This is a genomic window from Fictibacillus sp. 23RED33 (assembly GCF_015903925.1).
GTDB classification, from domain to species: Bacteria; Bacillota; Bacilli; order Bacillales; family Fictibacillaceae; genus Fictibacillus; species Fictibacillus phosphorivorans.
In genome coordinates this window covers 1-18,412 of the sequence record NZ_JACZDX010000015.1, presented here as the reverse complement: position 1 = coordinate 18,412, position 18,412 = coordinate 1, and the positions used below count along the sequence as shown (strand labels likewise).

18 protein-coding genes, 1 tRNA gene, 1 other RNA gene, 1 riboswitch and 1 other annotated feature are annotated in these 18,412 nt (G+C 41.7%); of the genes, 4 read left to right on the top strand and 16 right to left on the bottom strand.

Going from position 1 to position 18,412, the window contains the following annotated elements:
• Positions 1 to 252: 252 nt before the first annotated feature.
• The 7 genes from IHV09_RS21885 to tadA all read right to left on the bottom strand — a co-directional run bounded on the left by IHV09_RS21885 (position 253) and on the right by tadA (position 4,446).
• Complete coding sequence (locus IHV09_RS21885) at positions 253 to 519, bottom strand: pro-sigmaK processing inhibitor BofA family protein (protein ID WP_066390460.1); 267 nt, start codon at positions 517 to 519, stop codon at positions 253 to 255.
• Between the two features lie 76 nt (positions 520 to 595).
• On the bottom strand, positions 596 to 820 hold the full coding sequence (locus tag IHV09_RS21880) for a YaaL family protein (protein WP_066390458.1): 225 nt from the start codon (positions 818 to 820) through the stop codon (positions 596 to 598).
• Positions 821 to 837: 17 nt separating this feature from the next.
• Positions 838 to 1,434 (bottom strand): recombination mediator RecR, encoded by a 597-nt coding sequence (gene recR, locus IHV09_RS21875; protein ID WP_066242586.1) that lies wholly within the window; start codon positions 1,432 to 1,434, stop codon positions 838 to 840.
• 9 nt (positions 1,435 to 1,443) lie between these two features.
• On the bottom strand, positions 1,444 to 1,761 hold the full coding sequence (locus IHV09_RS21870; protein ID WP_370568729.1) for a YbaB/EbfC family nucleoid-associated protein: 318 nt from the start codon (positions 1,759 to 1,761) through the stop codon (positions 1,444 to 1,446).
• Positions 1,762 to 1,778: 17 nt separating this feature from the next.
• Positions 1,779 to 3,488: a DNA polymerase III subunit gamma/tau gene (gene dnaX, locus IHV09_RS21865; RefSeq protein ID WP_197265456.1), complete on the bottom strand. Its 1,710-nt coding sequence runs from the start codon at positions 3,486 to 3,488 to the stop codon at positions 1,779 to 1,781.
• Positions 3,489 to 3,594: 106 nt separating this feature from the next.
• Positions 3,595 to 3,859: signal recognition particle sRNA large type (ffs, locus tag IHV09_RS21860), an RNA gene on the bottom strand.
• An 86-nt stretch (positions 3,860 to 3,945) separates the two neighbouring features.
• Positions 3,946 to 4,446 carry a tRNA adenosine(34) deaminase TadA gene (gene tadA, locus IHV09_RS21855; RefSeq protein ID WP_197134864.1) on the bottom strand — a complete coding sequence of 167 codons (501 nt, stop codon included), beginning with the start codon at positions 4,444 to 4,446 and terminating at the stop codon, positions 3,946 to 3,948.
• 155 nt (positions 4,447 to 4,601) lie between these two features.
• On the opposite strand from tadA, the gene IHV09_RS21850 reads away from it, so the two are divergent.
• From IHV09_RS21850 to IHV09_RS21840, 3 genes are all read left to right on the top strand, one after another.
• The gene (locus tag IHV09_RS21850; protein WP_197134839.1) at positions 4,602 to 5,216 is read left to right on the top strand and encodes an isochorismatase family cysteine hydrolase; all 615 of its coding nucleotides are present in this window, start codon (positions 4,602 to 4,604) and stop codon (positions 5,214 to 5,216) included.
• 116 nt (positions 5,217 to 5,332) lie between these two features.
• Positions 5,333 to 5,974, top strand: a complete 642-nt coding sequence (locus IHV09_RS21845) for a deoxynucleoside kinase (protein ID WP_066390445.1) — start codon at positions 5,333 to 5,335, stop codon at positions 5,972 to 5,974.
• Positions 5,971 to 6,639 (top strand): deoxynucleoside kinase, encoded by a 669-nt coding sequence (locus tag IHV09_RS21840; RefSeq protein WP_066390443.1) that lies wholly within the window; start codon positions 5,971 to 5,973, stop codon positions 6,637 to 6,639. Before IHV09_RS21845 ends, IHV09_RS21840 begins: the two co-directional genes overlap by 4 nt.
• Positions 6,640 to 6,689: 50 nt before the next feature.
• Here IHV09_RS21840 and IHV09_RS21835 read toward each other — a convergent pair whose 3' ends face one another.
• The 9 genes from IHV09_RS21835 to guaB form a co-directional block, all read right to left on the bottom strand.
• Positions 6,690 to 7,505: a MetQ/NlpA family ABC transporter substrate-binding protein gene (locus tag IHV09_RS21835; RefSeq protein ID WP_066390441.1), complete on the bottom strand. Its 816-nt coding sequence runs from the start codon at positions 7,503 to 7,505 to the stop codon at positions 6,690 to 6,692.
• 335 nt (positions 7,506 to 7,840) lie between these two features.
• Entirely contained in the window at positions 7,841 to 8,440 is a 600-nt protein-coding gene (locus IHV09_RS21830; RefSeq protein ID WP_197134867.1) for a methionine ABC transporter permease, read from the bottom strand.
• A 55-nt stretch (positions 8,441 to 8,495) separates the two neighbouring features.
• Complete coding sequence (locus tag IHV09_RS21825; RefSeq protein ID WP_197134842.1) at positions 8,496 to 9,509, bottom strand: methionine ABC transporter ATP-binding protein; 1,014 nt, start codon at positions 9,507 to 9,509, stop codon at positions 8,496 to 8,498.
• 68 nt (positions 9,510 to 9,577) lie between these two features.
• Positions 9,578 to 9,683, bottom strand: a riboswitch (SAM riboswitch).
• Between the two features lie 231 nt (positions 9,684 to 9,914).
• Positions 9,915 to 10,007, bottom strand: a tRNA-Ser gene (locus IHV09_RS21820).
• 330 nt (positions 10,008 to 10,337) lie between these two features.
• Positions 10,338 to 11,612 carry a serine--tRNA ligase gene (gene serS / locus IHV09_RS21815; protein ID WP_197265455.1) on the bottom strand — a complete coding sequence of 425 codons (1,275 nt, stop codon included), beginning with the start codon at positions 11,610 to 11,612 and terminating at the stop codon, positions 10,338 to 10,340.
• Between the two features lie 256 nt (positions 11,613 to 11,868).
• Positions 11,869 to 12,083, bottom strand: a binding site (T-box leader).
• A 37-nt stretch (positions 12,084 to 12,120) separates the two neighbouring features.
• Complete coding sequence (gene pdxT, locus IHV09_RS21810) at positions 12,121 to 12,705, bottom strand: pyridoxal 5'-phosphate synthase glutaminase subunit PdxT (protein WP_197134848.1); 585 nt, start codon at positions 12,703 to 12,705, stop codon at positions 12,121 to 12,123.
• A gap of 4 nt (positions 12,706 to 12,709) precedes the next feature.
• The gene (gene pdxS, locus IHV09_RS21805; RefSeq protein ID WP_066390422.1) at positions 12,710 to 13,594 is read right to left on the bottom strand and encodes a pyridoxal 5'-phosphate synthase lyase subunit PdxS; all 885 of its coding nucleotides are present in this window, start codon (positions 13,592 to 13,594) and stop codon (positions 12,710 to 12,712) included.
• A 175-nt stretch (positions 13,595 to 13,769) separates the two neighbouring features.
• Complete coding sequence (locus IHV09_RS21800; protein WP_312035340.1) at positions 13,770 to 15,080, bottom strand: D-alanyl-D-alanine carboxypeptidase family protein; 1,311 nt, start codon at positions 15,078 to 15,080, stop codon at positions 13,770 to 13,772.
• Positions 15,081 to 15,208: 128 nt separating this feature from the next.
• On the bottom strand, positions 15,209 to 16,666 hold the full coding sequence (gene guaB, locus IHV09_RS21795; protein WP_197265454.1) for an IMP dehydrogenase: 1,458 nt from the start codon (positions 16,664 to 16,666) through the stop codon (positions 15,209 to 15,211).
• 134 nt (positions 16,667 to 16,800) lie between these two features.
• Between guaB and IHV09_RS21790 the strand changes: the two genes are divergently transcribed.
• Positions 16,801 to 17,778, top strand: coding sequence for a YaaC family protein (locus IHV09_RS21790; RefSeq protein WP_197265453.1), 978 nt, complete (start codon positions 16,801 to 16,803; stop codon positions 17,776 to 17,778).
• The last annotated feature ends 634 nt before the right edge of the window (positions 17,779 to 18,412 follow it).

Genomic DNA, 18,412 nt, shown 5'->3' with positions numbered 1-18,412 from the left:
TGTGTTTCAGTGTGTCACTCGTTTTAGCGACTTTATTAGGATAACATCTTTATTATAAGAAGTCAACCTCTTTTTAAAATTTGTTTCCCGCCTGCAACAATGTTTCATGTGTTGCGGCGACAAGAACTAATATATCACGTATTGTGATTTGAGGTCAATAGTTATTTTGAAATTACTTTAAATAAATGAAAAAAGGTTTAGAAAGCTTATTATCGCTCTCTAAACCTCAGTTTAAGAATACATATGAATGCTCTAGTTCAAGATAAAGAATTCAATGGCTACTAATGAAGCTATGCCAGGTAGTCCAGCAATTCCTGAGATCAGCGCCGTAAACGCATTGATCGGAATATGAATATCATATGAGTTTCCAATCGCGTTTAATAAGAATAACAACAGTGCACCAATACAAAAACGAGTAATGCCGAATCCGATCCAGCGTATTGGCCGCATTGGAGCACCTACAAGCAGCAGAACAAAGATGATCGTTCCAAGAATAGCGATTACCGTTATTGGCTCCATTCCTAATCCCTCCTATACAACATCCAAGTTATTTACTAGACATTGTATGGGAGTTGTCCAAAAAAAAGACCAGCAGTTATTTTAACTTGCTGGTCGTCACGTTTCTTTTTTTCGCTTCTTTTAATAAGAAGAAGTATTTTGATTCTGCTAGTTGAAGCTTGAAGATAACCTCTTCAGATGGCTCGACACTGCGTTCGACCATTTCTTTTTGGTGCATCCAGTCTATCTTTAGCTCATCAAGACTTTGAAGCAGCTCTTCATCTCCGGATCGCTTCAATCGCCCTTTTCGGGAAAAAAACATGCAAGCAACCCCTTTAGTTAGATTTCTCTTCTTCCTTCAAGTGCTTTGGAAAGCGTTACTTCATCTGCATACTCCAAGTCTCCACCTACAGGCAGACCGTGGGCAATACGAGTAATCTTGATACCCGTTGGTTTTAGAAGTCTTGCGATATACATGGCAGTGGCTTCTCCTTCAATGTTCGGATCAGTAGCCATGATAATTTCTTGAATGCCTTCATCTGTTAGACGCTTCAACAGTTCTGCGACTTTAATGTCCTCAGGTCCTACTCCGTCCATCGGTGAGATGGCGCCGTGGAGAACATGGTAAAGTCCGCGGTATTCTTTCATTTTTTCCATTGCAATAACATCCTTGGAATCGTGTACGACACAGATCGTAGTTCGGTCTCTGCTTGAATCGTCGCAGATCATACAAGGATCACGGTCAGTAATATGAAAGCAGTTGGAACAATAGATAAGCTGACGTTTCGCGTTAACGAGTGCTCGTCCAAAATCCAGCACGTCATCTTCTTTCATTTCCAATACGAAAAATGCCAGGCGAACCGCCGTTTTCGGTCCGATGCCCGGCAATTTCATAAAGCTTTCAATCAGCTTTGAGATCGGTTCAGGATAATGCATAGTCTATTCCTAGAACATTCCAGGAATGTTTAGTCCTTTTGTGAATTTGCCCATGTCTTGTGATACGAGTTCGTCTACTTTCTTAAGTGCATCGTTCGTAGCCGCTAACACAAGGTCTTGAAGCATGTCGATATCATCTGGATCTACAACTTCTTCTTTAATGATAATGTCGATGATCTCTTTGTGACCGTTCGCTTTAACAGTAACCACGCCGCCTCCAGCTGTACCTTCGATCACTTTATCTTTTAGTTCCTCTTGAGCTTTTGCCATGTCACGCTGCATTTTTTGCATTTGTTTCATCATATTGTTCATGTTGCCTTTCATCATCGTACAATTCCTCCTTCTTATTCTTCCTCTTCTTTTATCTCAATTAAATCATCGCCAACCAATTTGATCGCCTCTGCGATGAGAGGGTCTTCTGCTTTTTCTTTTTCTTCAGAAGATGGCTGGCCTTGCTGTTGTTCTTTAATGAAATCAGCTTTTAGTTTCTGCCATTCCGGATCCAAAATGGATAGCATGGACAGGTTCTTTCCTATTGTACTATAAACTGCGCTTTCTACATAGCTTCTGTTGTTCTCTTGAGATGCCATCTGACGGTGAATTTCATGCTGGAACGCAAGCAAAAAGATCTGATCTGAACAAGCTACAGGCTCTGCCCCTGAAAGAAGAGCATAAGCACTTACTTTTTCAGAACGTATCTTATCTAAGATCTCGCCCCACATCCCTTTAAGCTGAACAAGATTTGGTTTCTTTGCTTTTTTGAGCATCTCTTTCACTTGCGTTTGTGATGCTCCACCTTGTCCTCTAATCACTCTTTTCTCTCTTGGAGCTTCTGCTTCGGTTTGTGCAGACGAACCATTAGAAGACCAGCCGCCTTCTTTCATCTTTTTTAGTTCATGTTCTAATTGATCGATTCTTTGCATTAAAGGTTCAACAGAAGGATTCCCCGCTTGTGACGAGATCCCTTCTTGTTTTTGATAACAAATCTTGATGAACGTCGTCTCTAAGAAAATCTTAGGATGGTTCGTCCATTTCATCTCTTGCTGTGCGGCATTCAACTGACCGATTATCGAATAGATGTCTTCTGCAGCTGTAGCCTCTGCTAATCGTGCAAAGTCTTCATCCGTTGAGACCCGCTCTAACAGCTCTTCTAATTGAGGTGCCGTTTTATATAGAAGCATATCTCTATAATAGTAGATAAGGTCTCCTAAAAAGCGAACAGGATCTTTTCCTTCATGTAAAAGTTCTGTCGATAACGTAAGAGCTTTCGATACATCTTTTTCTAAAAATGCTTCTGCCATCTCAGAAAGATGCTTTTGTGAGGCTGAGCCGGTTACTGACAAAACATCTTCGACTCTTACCTTATCATCGCTGTAGGAGATCGCTTGGTCGAGGAGACTCAATGCGTCACGCATTCCACCTTCTGCTGCTCTTGCAAGCAGTTGAAGAGCTTCTTCATCCACTTCGGTACCGTTAGCGTCGACGATCTGCCTCATTCGTCCGATGATAGACTGTGAAGATATCCGCTTAAAATCAAATCGCTGACATCTAGAAACGATCGTTGCCGGAATTTTATGCGGCTCAGTTGTTGCCAGAATAAAAATAACATGGCTCGGCGGTTCTTCTAACGTTTTTAACAACGCGTTAAATGCACCAGTTGAAAGCATATGTACTTCATCTATGATATAGACTTTGTACGTAACTGAGGACGGCGCAAATTTTACTTTGTCCCGAATATCCCTTATATCATCTACACCTGTATTAGACGCAGCATCGATCTCTAAAACATCAGATATCGAGCCGTTCGTGATCCCTCTACAAGCGTCACATTCATTACATGGCTCAGAAACCGGAGCCCGTTCACAGTTAACGGCTTTGGCAATAATCTTCGCCGCACTTGTTTTACCCGTTCCTCGTGGTCCTGAAAACAGGTAGGCATGGGAAAGCTTGTCCTGCATCAAGGCATTTTGGATCGTTTTTGTAATGTGTTCCTGCCCGACCATATCTTCAAAGCTCTGTGGCCTCCATACGCGGTAGAGCGCTTGATAACTCATCCCTTTGCCTCCTTTAAATCACTTGCATTCTTTCTATATTATACTGAAACATTACAAAAAACTCACCCCTGAAACAAGGGTGAGTTATTGTTTATATATTAGAATGCCGCGCACCTCTCTTTGGAATAGTCAACCTATGCGTACAAACGCAGTTAGCTCAGTCCAGGTTGCCCCACGGCACACGAAGTGGTCCACTTACTGCTGCTTCCTTCCGGACCTGACAGGGTTCATGGGTCTCCGTTGCGCAGGACCCGGACATCAACACCACTTACGTCCGTCAGACCATACGTTGAACTAGCCGAGGAGAGGAATTCAACCTCGCTACAGCGGATTGCGAGTACAGGGCACCGCTACCTCCCCATCTAGCGCGACAAAGTGTATAACAATGTTAGATGCACAACTAAATGTGCAAGATTTAGTATACTATGTCCTTTTAAAAAAATCAACCGCAGGACCACTAAAGCTCCTTTCTTCTCTCTTCCTTTTCCTTCCTTTTTCGATCGCGAAGTTTTTTGAAAAAGCTAGAAAGAATTTGACCGCACTCTTCACCTTTTACACCCGTTACTACCTCACATTGGTGGTTGAAGCGCTCTTCTTGTAAAAGGTTCATTAAGGTTCCCGCACAGCCTCCTTTAGGATCAACCGCACCGTACACAACACGGCTTACTCTCGAGAGGACAATCGCACCAGAACACATCGCACACGGTTCAAGCGTCACATAAAGCGTTGCTCCTTCCAACCGCCAAGCATCCAGTTCTCTACATGCCTCGTCAATGGCTAAGAGCTCCGCATGAGCGATCGCTCTTTGTTCGGCTTCACGCAGGTTATGAGCCCTCGCCACTATACGGTCGTCCATTACTAAAATGGCACCAATAGGAACTTCACCAATATCTGCTGCTTTTTGGGCTTCTTCTAGAGCAAGCTCCATGTAATATTCGTCTTTTTCTAAGGTCTCCATCATTTTCGCTCCAAAGTTTTAGTTGTAAGAGATTATACAAGAGGTTTTGCTAATAATAAAGAAAGGAATGGTTGTATAGATTAAAATTCACTTACTTTATATAGATGAAACTAGGATTTTTTTTATTAAAGCTAAAATGAAAGAGAGAGATCGTTATGGAAAAACCACATCAACACGAGGACAATAAAGTTCCTGTCGCTATGCTTATTATTGACGTGATCAACGACTTTAATTTTCCTGAGGCGCCGCTCTTGTTAAAAACTTCTGCACCAATTGCCGATAAAATTCTTGAATTGAAAAACCGAGCTAAAAAAGAAAACATTCCGATTATATATGTGAACGATAACTTTGGACAATGGCAGTCAGATAAGCACAAGCTCGTCGATTATTGCACCACACAATCCGGTGGTGAATTCGTAAAAAAGTTACAGCCTGACGATGACGATTTCTTTGTCGTCAAACCAAAGCATTCTGGATTCTTCTCTACACCTTTATCGACTTTATTAAACGAGCTTGGGATACAAACTTTAATCCTATGCGGAGTAGCAGGTAACATCTGTGTCCTCTTTACAGCGAACGACGCATATATGAGAGGTTTTACTCTTTTTGCACCATCTGATTGTTCGGCTTCTAATATAGAAGAAGATAACGAAAGAGCTTTAATACTGATGGAAAAGACGTTAAATGCAGATATCAGCATGAGCAACGATTTAAATTTACGAGCGATCATCGATCAGGCAAAAGAAAACAAACATAAAATGATGTACTAAATAGCATATTTACCATTAACTTTTTACCGATAATCTCACCACCTTTTCCAAACGTATGCTACAATATTCTTTGTCTGTAATTTTTCGTTTGTCATTTATAAGGGAGGAAAAGGAAGATGAGTTCAACCCCCTTTATCGCAGTTGAAGGGCCGATTGGCGTAGGGAAAACATCGCTCGCAAAAGCTATTGCTGAGCACTATAACTTTCAATTATTGAAAGAGATTGTAGAGGAGAATCCTTTTCTCGGAAAATTTTACGACAACATTGATGAGTGGAGTTTTCAAACCGAGATGTTCTTTCTTTGCAACAGGTATAAACAGCTTGAAGAGATTCAAGGGCAGTATCTATCTAAACAGATTCCTGTCGTTTCTGATTATCATATCTTTAAGAACCGTATTTTTGCCGGTCGAACGCTAAAAGACGGAAATCTTCATAAATACATGCAGTGCTTTGATATCCTTACTGAGGATATGCCTGTACCGAACGTGATCATCTATTTAAACGCTAGTCTTGATACGTTGCTGGACCGCGTACGTAAGCGTGGACGTTTTATCGAGCAAAATATGGAGCCGGCGTACTTAGAACAGCTAGCTGAAGATTACGAGACGTTCATGACTGCCTTTAAAAAGCAGCACCCGGAGATTCCTGTACTCTCGTTTAACGGAGATGATTTAGATTTTGTTGCGTATGAAGCGGATAAAGAGAAGATCTTTTCCTTAATCGATGCAACTCTGAAAAAAGGAGAAGTTGCGCGATGAGTAAACTCATACAATACGGAATCCCAAATGATGCTGTCATTACAGTGGCAGGTATGGTAGGTGCGGGTAAATCTACATTTACAAATGCACTTGCTGAAAAATTAAAGTTTCGTACATCCATGGAGAAAGTGGATAACAACCCATACTTAGAAAACTTTTATCATGATTTTAAGCGCTGGAGCTTCCACCTGCAGATCTTCTTTTTAGCAGAACGCTTTAAAGAGCAAAAAAGAATGTTCGATTATGGCGGAGGATTTGTTCAAGACCGTTCCATTTATGAAGACACGGGTATATTCGCTCGCATGCACTTTGATAAAGGCAACATGTCTGATGTAGATTACGAAACATATACTCACCTGTTTGAAGCGATGGTCATGACACCATACTTCCCGCAGCCTGATTGCTTGATATACTTAGAAGGCTCTCTTGATGATATCTTAGCTCGTATTCAAAAACGCGGACGTAAGATGGAGCAAGAAACACCGGTTTCCTACTGGGAAGAGATGTACGACCGCTATGAAAAGTGGATCGCTTCTTTTAATTCTTGTCCTGTGCTCCGTGTGAATATTAACGACTATGATCTTCGAGACAATCCAGAATCCATCGATCACATCGTAGAAAAGATCGCACAAAAAATTGAAGCGAAACGAGAAGTTCGCTTATAAACATAAAAACCCCGGTTCTCATTCTAATGAGCCCGGGGTTTTGTTTGATTTTATTTCTTCATCCATTCTGGTTTTCCAAAGCCTTCGAACTCCTTATCGATCACTTCTTCAAACTCCTTCGATTCCACTACCTTCTTAATATCTTTTGCAAATGCAGAATCTACATCCTTCGTGTTCACCACAACACGGTTACGGTACGTGTCGGGCATGTTCTCTAATTGGATCGCATCTAATAAATCCATCTTAGCTGCGAGTGCAAAGTTACCAGGAACAGCTGCAACATCTGCACTTTGAACAGCACGTGGAAGCTGTGCGGCTTCTAGTGGTTTAAACACGAGCTTCTTAGGGTTATCCTTAACATCTTTTTCGGAAGCTGTCAGTTCATTGATTCCTTCCTTGATGGTGATCAGTTTAGCATCTTCAAGCATGAGCAACGTACGTGCTAAGTTAACAGGATCATTCGGTATTGCGACCGTACTGCCTTCTTTTATGTCCTTAACGGATTTGAATTTCTCAGAATAGAGACCCATCGGTGCTGTAGGAACGATGATAACTTCTGAAAGCTTTAAGTTCTTTTCTTTTGCGAAATTCTCCATGTACACTTTGTGCTGAAAAAGGTTCGCGTCTAGATCGCCTTTTGATAAAGCCATGTTTGGTTGAATATAGTCGCTGAATTCAATGACTTTTACTTTATATCCTTTTTTCTCAAGTGAGGGCTTGATCGCTTTGTTGACCATGTCGGTGTATGGCCCGGCTGTTGCGCCGAGGGTTACTTCTTTATCTTTTGATGCATCTGATGAAGATGAGCATCCTGCTAAGCCGAAGGCAAGCAGTGCTGTTAGTAGTGTAAGTATGATTTTTTTCATGTTGATCCCCTTCTAAAATTGTTTTTGCATATACTAGATGCATTTGTGCAAGTGGTTCAAGTGGTTGATTTCCGTTCCAGATGCTCCCTTTCCGGGGGGCGTGCGGTGAGCCATCTTATGCATTTTAAGATTTGCTCCTGCGTCTACAAGAATTACTACCGAAGTGAGCTTCCTCGTCGCATGCCTTGCGAGATGTTAATTCATGTAGAAGGCACGCTGATCCCCCAGGAGTCTCGCATCTTGCACTCCAATCAACTTTTCAATGAAGTCTTTTTAAACCTATAACCTAAACCTTAATAGGTAAATTTTTCTCGTCTACCCTTTAGTAAATAAATTTATCGTTTATTCACAGCCTTCGCTGCACCGTCTCCGATGACTTGCATGAGCTGGACGATTACGATTAGTAGGATTACGGTTGTGAGCATGATTGTATTGTCGTAGCGGTAGTAGCCGAAGCGGATGGCGAAGTCTCCGATTCCTCCGCCGCCGACGATACCTGCCATGGCTGAATAGCCAAGTAAGCTGATAGCTGTTACTGTTATCGCTTGAACGATTCCTGGCTTCGCTTCTGGTAGTAGAACTTCACGGATGATCATCCATGGCGTAGCGCCTACTGCAACGGCCGCTTCGATCACACCTTTATCAATCTCTCGTAGTGATGTTTCTACGAGCCGCGCAAAGAATGGGATGGCTGCAACGGATAGAGAAACTGAGGCTGCAGTTGGTCCGATGGTTGTTCCGGTAATGAGCTGTGTTAATGGTAACAACGCGACTAATAAAATGATGAATGGTACAGAGCGGATCAAGTTCACAAGAATACCCGCTATCTGCTTGATCCACACATTTTCAAATAACAATCCTTTGTCGGTAACAAACAGTATAATTCCTAGAGGTAATCCTACAATTAATGAAACACCAAGTGATATAGCGACCATATATAACGTTTCAAAAAATGCTTTATTCAGATCTGGAAGGATATTCAAAATAGAATCAAGCAACTTTTTTCACCACCTCAAGATTTTCTATACGACTCTCAATATATGAGATCGCTCGCTTCACTTCTGCCTCTTCACCGACTAGTTCCATAATGAAGATACCAAGCGGTGTTTCCTGAATATATTCGATTTTTCCGTGAAGGATATTCCCTTTTACGTTAAAGTTTTGGAAAAGCTCAGAAACAACAGCCTCTTCTGCAATGGCTCCTTTGAACTGTATCTTGATTACAGTTCCTTTTCTATTTTTCAGAAGAGGTTCTGGCAGATCCATTTGAATTACAGAGCTGATGAACGTTTTTGTGAGCTCTTTTTCTGGATTAGCAAAAATGTTGTACACATCGCCCGACTCGATGATTTCTCCATCCTGCATGATCGCCATTCGGTGACAGATCTCTTTTACCACTTCCATCTCATGCGTGATCAACACGATCGTAATGCCTAACTTTTTATTGATGGACTTCAGTAAGGAAAGGATCGATTTCGTCGTGTTCGGGTCAAGTGCCGAAGTCGCTTCATCACACAGCAAAACCTTCGGATCATTGGCAAGTGCTCTTGCAATACCTACTCGCTGTTTCTGCCCCCCACTCAGCTGAGAAGGGTACTGATCTTTTTGATTCTCCAATCCCACCATCTTTAAAAGCTCGTTGGTCTTACTGGTGATCTCCTCTTTCGTTTTCCCAGCTGCTTTTAAAGCGAAAGCGATGTTCTCAAAAACGGTCTTCGCACTAATCAAATAAAAGTGCTGAAAGATCATACCGATCTTAAGACGCTCCTCGCGTAACTCCTTTTTCCCGAGCTTCGTAATCGAGATGCCATCGATCTTGATTTCTCCTGATGTTGGTTTTTCCAATAAATTAAGACATCGCAGCAACGAACTCTTCCCAGCACCGCTATATCCTACAATGCCAAAGATCTCACCTTTGTCGATCGTCAGTGACACATTCTTCACTCCGACGATCTCTTTGCCTTTTACTTTATATAATTTCGTAACGTCCTTGATCTCGATCATATGTCATCCCCCTTACAATATAAAAAAGCCCTCTTCATTTCATGGAAGAGGGCGAATAAGTAAACATCGACTTATCTTCCAGAATGAATCATCATTCTGCAGGAAGTAGCACCGTTCCTAATGGAGGTTGCCGGACGTCATAGGGCCTGATCCCTCGGTCTCTCTGAATAAGTATTGCATTATTGAATTAAGTTATAGTTGTCATCATACGCCCTGTCTAAAAGTTCTGTCAATACTAAATTTTATCACTTTAAAGTGTTAGCGCTTACATTAGTTGATATGAATGGTTGAAATATTTTAGGGTTTTCTATCGGTGTTTTTGAATGTGTATGATTCAATTCTTAAAAAGAAAAAACACAACAAAAAACCTCATCCGATAAACTCAGATGAGGTTGAATATGTATATGGAGGAGGTAGAGGGATTCGAACCCCCGCGGGTCGTTAAACCCCTGTCGGTTTTCAAGACCGATCCCTTCAGCCGGACTTGGGTATACCTCCGTGTGACTGACAAGAACTATAATAACATGCTGATAAATATAGTGTCAACGGTTTTCAAAAACTTTTTTTGATTTTTTATTTGTTTCTTTTGGAGGTATGCTTTTACGGTACGTGTTCTTATATTTATTACACGTTCACCGATAAAACAGTGCTGTCCACCTGTGATTCATTGACTTTCACCTATGAATCATGAATTTTCACCGCTAGAACTCTTCCCACCACCTGAAAACTTGTTCGGACCACCGATAAAGCTTTTACACCCATTAATAGATAAAAGCTGACTCTAAAAGTCCCTTTGGATACCTTTTAAGAGTCAGCTTCTTTCACTTTTTACTTAATTACTTCTTTGTTGCCCATATAAGGACGTAGAACTTCTGGAATGACTACAGTGCCATCTTCTTGTTGGTAGTTCTCTAAGATAGCAGCTACTGTTCGACCAATCGCAAGTCCAGATCCGTTTAGCGTGTGAACGAATTCTGGCTTCCCTTTTGCATCGCGACGGAAGCGAATTTGAGCACGGCGCGCTTGGAAATCTTCAAAGTTAGAGCAAGAAGAAATCTCGCGGTACTCTCCGTAGCTTGGAAGGTATACTTCAATATCGTACTTCTTAGCTGCTGTGAATCCTAGGTCAGCTGTACACATGCTGAGTACGCGGTATGGAAGGTTGAGCAGCTGAAGGACTTTTTCAGCGTGTCCTGTAAGCTTCTCGAGCTCTTCATAAGAATCCTCAGGTTTAACGAAGCGAACAAGCTCTACTTTGTTGAACTGATGCTGACGGATCAAACCACGGGTGTCGCGTCCTGCAGATCCCGCTTCAGAACGGAAACAAGCGCTGTACGCCGCATATGTGATCGGAAGTTCGTCAGCTGTTAGAATCTCTTCTCGGTGCATGTTCGTTACAGGAACCTCAGAAGTTGGAATCAAGAAATAGTCTTCTTCACGAATTTTGAACGCGTCTTCTTCAAACTTTGGAAGCTGACCTGTTCCTGTCATGCTCTGACGGTTAACCATGTACGGAGGCAGCACCTCTGTGTAGCCATGCTCATCTTCGTGAAGATCCATCATAAAGTTGATAAGTGCACGCTCTAAACGAGCTCCTAATCCTTTATAAAAAGCGAAACGGCTGCCTGTTACTTTTGCTCCCCGTTCAAAATCAACGATGTTTAGTTCAGTTGCGATATCCCAGTGAGGTTTTGCTTCAAAAGCAAACTCAGGAACATCTCCCCAGTGACGTACAGGTACGTTATCATCTTCTGTGTCACCAACAGGAACACTTTCATGCGGAATGTTAGGTAACGTCAGCATGATGCCGTGAAGATCTTCTTCTACTTGACGAAGCTCTTCATCCATCGTTTTGACCTTGTCACCTACTTCGCGCATCTCTGTGATCAGGTGGTCCGCGTCTTTTTTCTCGCGCTTGAATTCTGCAACTTGCTTAGAAACCTCGTTACGCTTAGATTTCAAAGCTTCTGTTTCACCAATTAACTCACGGCGGCGCTGATCTAATGCCTCGAACTGATCTAATCCAGATAAGTTTTCACCACGTGCAGATAACTTTTCTTTTACTTCTTCAAAATTGGCACGAACAAATTTTAAATCTAACATGTTTATGTCCTCCTTTAGTTTATAAAAAATCACGGTTTTCTTTTGCTTTGCAGCTATTGAGAGTAGTTGACTGCGCTTTTAGGTCGCTCGCTTTCGCGGGGTGTGCGGTGAGCCTCCTAGCGCTATGCGCTTTTAGGAGTCTCGCACCTTACACTCCGTTCAACCTTCCAAAAGAAGAAGTTAAGTGCAATCATGCCTTAGATGTCACATGAGGAAAACAAAAAACTCCCGCCCGCTATCTCTAATAAAAATTAGAAATAGGGACGAGAGTTAACCCGCGTTGCCACCCTAATTGCAATAGAATTCTATTGCCGGCTCGATTACATGTAACGGTTCTTCACCGGAAAAGCTTACTGAACGTTCAGCTCTTCACTCGAGGATGGATTCACAAAACACCTTGATCGGTTTTCACCAGCCACCGACTCTCTAAACAAAGTAATTTTTGCTACTAGTTCCTGTCATTGATTTTTTATAATGATTTTATAGTAATGTACAGCATTTTTGTATTTTATGCAACTACTTCTTTAGCGGTTTGTACCATTTTTACAAAATATTGATGAAGACGATAGTCGTCCGTCAGCTCTGGATGGAACGCTGCACAAAGGAAATGTCCTTGTTTAGCCGCTACGATTCGATCGTTATGCTTCGAAAGAATTTCCACTTCCGGTCCGACTTCTACGATGAACGGTGCTCGAATAAATACTCCCGTATAATCTTCACCAACGCCATGTATCATCAGCTCCGCTTCAAAACTGTCCACCTGGCGCCCGAACGCATTGCGCTCAACCGTCATATCGATCAGTTCAAGATGTGCTGTATCTTGTCCTTGAATGCGTTTAGCCATCAAGATCAATCCTGCACATGTGCCGAATACTGGTTTGTTCTGAGCAAACTTCTTTAACGGTTCTAGAAAGTGATATTTATCGATCAATCGTCTCATCGCTGTACTTTCGCCGCCTGGCATCACTAATCCATCAAGGTCTGTTAGTTGATCTACACGCTTTACCGCTACGGCTTCTGCTCCACTTGCTTCAATCGCTGCTACATGTTCGCGTACCGCACCTTGTAAGGCTAATACTCCGATTTTTAGCATGTAATTACCAGCCTCGCTCCTGCATGCGCTCACCGTGAGCTAGTGTAGAGATGTCGATGCCTTTCATTGCCGTTCCAAGACCCTTAGATAATTCAGCGATTAGTTTGTAGTCTTGGTAATGAGTTGTAGCTTCTACGATGGCACGAGCAAACTTTTCAGGATTCTCAGACTTGAAGATACCTGATCCAACGAATACGCCGTCAGCGCCAAGTTCCATCATGAGTGCTGCATCAGCTGGTGTTGCGATACCGCCTGCTGCAAAGTTAACGACAGGAAGCTTGCCTGCTTTTTTAATTTGAAGAAGAACTTCGAATGGAGCGCCTAAGTTCTTAGCTTCTGTCATCAACTCGTCTTCACTCATAGCAACCACTTTACGGATCTGTCCTTGGATCATTCTCATGTGGCGTACCGCTTCAACGATGTTACCAGTTCCAGGCTCACCTTTTGTACGAAGCATAGATGCACCTTCAGCGATACGGCGTGACGCTTCGCCAAGATCACGTGCTCCGCATACGAATGGTACTGTGTAATCGCTCTTCAATAAGTGGAAAACTTCATCTGCTGGAGTTAGTACTTCACTCTCATCAATATAATCAACACCCATCGCTTCAAGAACACGCGCTTCAACGATGTGTCCGATACGGGCTTTCGCCATTACGGGAATAGAAACAGCATTCAGAACTTCTTCTGTGATTGTAGGATCTGCCATACGCGCTACTCCGCCTGCAGCACGAATATCTGACGGAACACGCTCAAGTGCCATTACTGCTACCGCTCCTGCAGCTTCAGCAATACGAGCTTGCTCTGCGTTTACAACGTCCATGATGACGCCGCCTTTTTGCATTTCTGCCATTCCTCTTTTAACACGTTCAGTACCTGTTTTTAACATGCTTACTACCCCCTGAATTATATGTGTTATAACAACAATTTTCGGTTGTTTTAAGATAAAACTAGTATTCTCATCTATTTTATCGCAAATCAAAAAAATCGCAAGCTCTCTCTATTTTCTGAAAAAAAAGAAGTCCTTCAGCATGTGCTAAAGAACTTCATGAATTTCTATAAAATTAAAACCAGCCTTTGACCATATCAACGGCACCAGACCAAAGTCCCCCGAAGAATCCGCCAACACCACGTAAAGCAAGGACGAACCAGTTTGCTTTTTCAACGGATTGTGTGGTTACTACTTCTGTTTTGCCTTTTGTTTCTCCATCGAGCAGGTAGCCATAGTCTTCTCCGCTGCCTGTATACTCAACATTGATATGACCGACAACCTCACCTTTTTTAACAGGTGCAGTCAGTTCGCCTTCTTTTGTCATCTTCTTCTTATCCATAACAAATTTAGGCTTATAGTTTTCTTTTTCTCCTCTTTTAATCACCATGGAAAGAGGTTCTTTTGTAGCAACTTTAACTTCTTTTTCCTTACCTTTTACGACAGGAACTGTTTTGTTGCTCTTTACTTGATAGTTATCTGGGAGAATCTGCTCTTTTTCAAAGTTTGCAAATCCAAAATCAAATAATTTTTTCGTTTCTTTGAAACGATCTAAACGAGTATCTGTTTTCATAACCACTGAAATGAGGCGAGTATCTCCCTTTTTCACTGTACCTGTAAAACAGTTACCTGCAAGATCCGTTGATCCTGTTTTTAATCCGTCTACTCCCTCATAGCCACTATTGAGCTCAGGAAGCATCCAGTTCCAGTTCTCCATCTGAATTTCATCATCGGTGCCCTCGCGGAATTTCAAACGTGGAACACTCGCTGTTTCTAATACTTCTGGATGATCTTTAAGTAAGTTGTAAGCTAGAATAGCAGTAGCACGAGGACTCATCATGTTCTCGTCTGTTTCACTGCCTGAATTATGGTTGCCAAACAGGTCTTTATTATTAAGGCCTGTAGAGTTAACAAAGTTAAAATCTTTCATGCCTAGTTCTTTCGCCTTGGCATTCATCTTTTTAACGAACTCACCTTCTGAGCCCGCGATTAGTTCAGATAATGCGATCGTTGCTCCATTAGCCGAATAGATCGCCATCGCTTGGTATAACTCACGAACTGTATATTTTTCATCTACACGTAAAGGTACGTTCGATAACGTTCGATTTTGAGAAATCTTATGGGCATATTCAGAAATACTCGTTTTCTGATCCCAAGATATCTTTTTCTTGTCAATGGCTTCTAGTAATAGGTATTCGGTCATCATCTTACTCATACTTGCAGGAGCGAGTAACTTATCAGCATTTTTCTGATATAATATTTTCCCCGTTTCTGCATCCACAAGTATAGCCCCTTCAGCCGCTACATCTAAAGACGGTGCCGCACTTGCTGACTTTGAAAATCCTAATAAACTCGTCGTAAAAAATGAAAAAATCAGTGTCACCACTAAAAGTTGTTTTATCTTGCTGTTCAAAAAACTGCACCTCCAAACCCATTTACACACAAAAGTTATTGTACCATACACATTTTCAAAAAAATAGACAGAGGTTATACCTCTGTCCTAAAAATGTGTCTTTAGACTGAATAATTTGGTGCTTCTTTAGTAATTTGAACTTGATGCGGATGACTCTCACGGAGACCAGCACCCGTGATTTTTACAAAACGGGAATCATTTTGAAGCTCATCGATTGTAGCTGTTCCACAATAACCCATACCTGAACGGATACCACCGATCAACTGATAAATCGTATCGGCTAGTGGTCCTTTATAAGGTAAGCGTCCTTCGATACCTTCCGGAACAAGCTTCTTATTATTTTCCTGGAAATAGCGGTCGCTGCTTCCTCGCTCCATCGCTCCGACAGAACCCATGCCGCGATACACTTTAAATTGGCGTCCTTGGAAGATTTCACGCTCTCCTGGACTCTCAGATACACCTGCAAGCATACTGCCCAGCATTACAGCATGTCCGCCTGCTGCGATCGCTTTAACGATATCTCCAGAGTATTTGATACCACCATCTGCAATGATCGGTACTCCATACTTCTTCGCTTCGGTTGCACAATCATAAACGGCAGTTACTTGTGGAACACCTACACCGGCAACAACACGAGTCGTACAGATCGATCCAGGTCCGATTCCTACTTTCACAACGCTTGCTCCTGCTTCAATTAAATCACGAGTCGCTTCTGCTGTAGCAACGTTACCTGCAATGATCGTTAATTTTGGATAAGCCTCTCTAACTTCACGAACTTTTTGCAGAACGCCTTCAGAATGACCATGAGCCGTGTCGATCACGATTACATCCACACCCGCATCAACTAACTTCTCAACGCGAAGTAGTGCGTCCTTCGTAACACCTACTGCAGCGCCTACTAATAGACGACCTTGTGAGTCTTTTGCAGAGTTCGGGAACTCGATTACTTTTTCAATATCTTTAATGGTAATCAAGCCTTGAAGCGTACCTTCATCGTCCACGAGTGGAAGCTTTTCAATCTTATATTGCTGAAGTGTCTTTTCAGCTTCTTTTAACGTAGTGCCTACAGGAGCAGTCACTAAATTTTCTTTTGTCATCACGTCTGAGATCTTAATGGAGTAATCTTGAACAAAGCGCAAATCACGGTTCGTCAAGATACCTACTAATTTTTTATCTGCATCAACGATTGGCACACCGCTGATACGATACTTGCCCATCAGATGCTCAGCGTCAAATACTTGATGTTCAGGTGTCAGGTAGAACGGGTCTGTAATTACGCCGCTTTCAGAACGTTTAACACGGTCGATCTGTTCTGCTTGTTCTTCAATAGACATGTTCTTGTGTACAATTCCTAAACCGCCTTGTCGTGCCATAGCGATCGCCATGTTTGCTTCTGTAACTGTGTCCATACCAGCACTGATAATCGGAATGTTCAATTGAACCGTATCAGATAACCTCGTTCTAATCGAAACATCACCAGGCAGAACTGACGATTTCGCTGGAATTAATAACACATCATCAAAGGTCAAACCTTCTTTTGCAAACTTATCTTGCCACATACCTTAACCACCCCTTCAAATTTATCTTCCTGAAAAATATTATTTGTAGATTATCAACTGGGTACACTAGTGTCAAGGAATACAAAATATGTTCGATTTTTCAAATAATTTACGAAGAGAGGAATGACGAAGAAATGATGACGCAACATGACCCTTGGGCTTTATTCGATATGTTCTTTTCCTCTCAAAAATCACAGCAATTCTTAAGTAAACAATACGACCAGCTAAATCTTGAAGACAGCAACGGTAAAAGCTTTGATAATACATATGGGTTTATTTACTATATCGAGCACGGAAAGAAATATTATAAACTTGCCGATCAAGCACCTATGGAGCTAAAGCCTGTTCTCCTCTTTTACGGCATGACTCAGCTTATGAAGGCATGCATATTGTGTAGCGATCCTGATTACCCGGATTCAAGTGCAGTTCTTGCACACGGACTCTCTACAAGAAAAAGAAAGAAAAGAAGTTATGAATTTCTTTATGATGAGGTAAAAGTACAAAGGACGGGTCTGTTTAATCATTTTTGTGAAAAAGTGTTTCACATGAAACATATTGAAGGAGAAAAATTCACGATGATCTCTCTTCTTCAAACAGTGCCAGAATTATGTCCTTTATTTAAACAAATGAATGGAGATATTCAACTCGTAAAAATGGATAAGAAAAATGATACAACATTTTATCTTCCGAAGCATGTTAACGATCATCTGCATATGTCATTAGAACGATTTAGTGAATATATGAACGGCTTATTTCCTTCGAAGTTTTCTTTTGTTTTGAGTGGTAGAAACGATGGGATGCAGCTTGTCTTTGAGGCGAATGAAACGTTACGACCGTTTGATTGCTTTCCGTTATCGTATCAACTTCAAGATAACACGTACTACCTACCTGTTAATCGTGATCTGCTGCAATCTCCTGAGCTTAACGAGTTTATGGTGCACTATGTGATTCTCTACAACTTAAGTATGTTGAGCAGATACGATACCGAATGGTGGAGCGAACTTTTTCATACGTATACTTCAGAAGAATTACCCTATATCCAACAGTTCTTAAACATTACGGCTCAAAAGATCCCCTACCTTTTCGGGGTTATGCTGCAGATGAAGAATTGAGTATGATTTTGAGTTGATTGTAGTATCGTTTTGCGAGCGGATGAAAATGTTGAAAATCGGATAAAAATGTTTATCTACGGAATTATGATGAAGTTTTACGGATATATTCAGAATCACCTCGTATAAAAAGCAGATTACCTCGTAATTGTGTGTGGTGGAGTTGATAGGGAGAGCTGATTAGGGGTTTTGCGTGTTGCTTCTGAGGTGTTTATGTTGGTTTTTGGCTTGGGTGATGGTTGTGGGAGCTGCTTGAGGGGCTTTTGTGGTGGATTTTGGAGCTTTTGTTTTAAGAATATCGCGAGGTGGAAGATGGCTCTGGCTATCTTCTTCGTATTTTGAGGGGTTTGAGAGGATTTCGTGGTTGTAACTGATCTATGAAGTATACGGAGTGGGGTATCTGCTGGCCCTAATTAAGTCTAAATAAGAAAAATTAAGTCAAAATGAGTGCGAATTAAGTCGGAACGGACCTCTATTAAGTCTAAAAGCAAAAATAAAGGCGGTTCGCTAATTCTCGACAACAGCTCTCAACCCGAACCAAGCGCTATACCCCCGAGCCTTCCATCCCCAGCCTCCATAATCAGAAATTTGGCAATCGCCAAACCACCTTTTTTCTTTTCTATCTTTTAAAAAAACA

Bases quoted from the DNA above. Each gene is read 5' to 3' on its own strand.
- guaB (WP_197265454.1), bottom strand. From the start codon at position 16,666: ATGTGGCAAGATAAGTTTGCAAAAGAAGGTTTGACCTTTGATGATGTG.
- IHV09_RS21835 (WP_066390441.1), bottom strand. From the start codon at position 7,505: ATGAAAAAAATCATACTTACACTACTAACAGCACTGCTTGCCTTCGGC.
- dnaX (WP_197265456.1), bottom strand. From the start codon at position 3,488: ATGAGTTATCAAGCGCTCTACCGCGTATGGAGGCCACAGAGCTTTGAA.
- IHV09_RS21830 (WP_197134867.1), bottom strand. From the start codon at position 8,440: ATGGTCGCTATATCACTTGGTGTTTCATTAATTGTAGGATTACCTCTA.
- IHV09_RS21870 (WP_370568729.1), bottom strand. From the start codon at position 1,761: ATGATGAAAGGCAACATGAACAATATGATGAAACAAATGCAAAAAATG.
- IHV09_RS21850 (WP_197134839.1), top strand. From the start codon at position 4,602: ATGGAAAAACCACATCAACACGAGGACAATAAAGTTCCTGTCGCTATG.
- recR (WP_066242586.1), bottom strand. From the start codon at position 1,434: ATGCATTATCCTGAACCGATCTCAAAGCTGATTGAAAGCTTTATGAAA.
- pdxS (WP_066390422.1), bottom strand. From the start codon at position 13,594: ATGTTAAAAACAGGTACTGAACGTGTTAAAAGAGGAATGGCAGAAATG.
- IHV09_RS21885 (WP_066390460.1), bottom strand. From the start codon at position 519: ATGGAGCCAATAACGGTAATCGCTATTCTTGGAACGATCATCTTTGTT.
- IHV09_RS21840 (WP_066390443.1), top strand. From the start codon at position 5,971: ATGAGTAAACTCATACAATACGGAATCCCAAATGATGCTGTCATTACA.
- serS (WP_197265455.1), bottom strand. From the start codon at position 11,612: ATGTTAGATTTAAAATTTGTTCGTGCCAATTTTGAAGAAGTAAAAGAA.
- IHV09_RS21790 (WP_197265453.1), top strand. From the start codon at position 16,801: ATGATGACGCAACATGACCCTTGGGCTTTATTCGATATGTTCTTTTCC.
- IHV09_RS21825 (WP_197134842.1), bottom strand. From the start codon at position 9,509: ATGATCGAGATCAAGGACGTTACGAAATTATATAAAGTAAAAGGCAAA.
- pdxT (WP_197134848.1), bottom strand. From the start codon at position 12,705: ATGCTAAAAATCGGAGTATTAGCCTTACAAGGTGCGGTACGCGAACAT.
- IHV09_RS21880 (WP_066390458.1), bottom strand. From the start codon at position 820: ATGTTTTTTTCCCGAAAAGGGCGATTGAAGCGATCCGGAGATGAAGAG.
- tadA (WP_197134864.1), bottom strand. From the start codon at position 4,446: ATGGAGACCTTAGAAAAAGACGAATATTACATGGAGCTTGCTCTAGAA.
- IHV09_RS21845 (WP_066390445.1), top strand. From the start codon at position 5,333: ATGAGTTCAACCCCCTTTATCGCAGTTGAAGGGCCGATTGGCGTAGGG.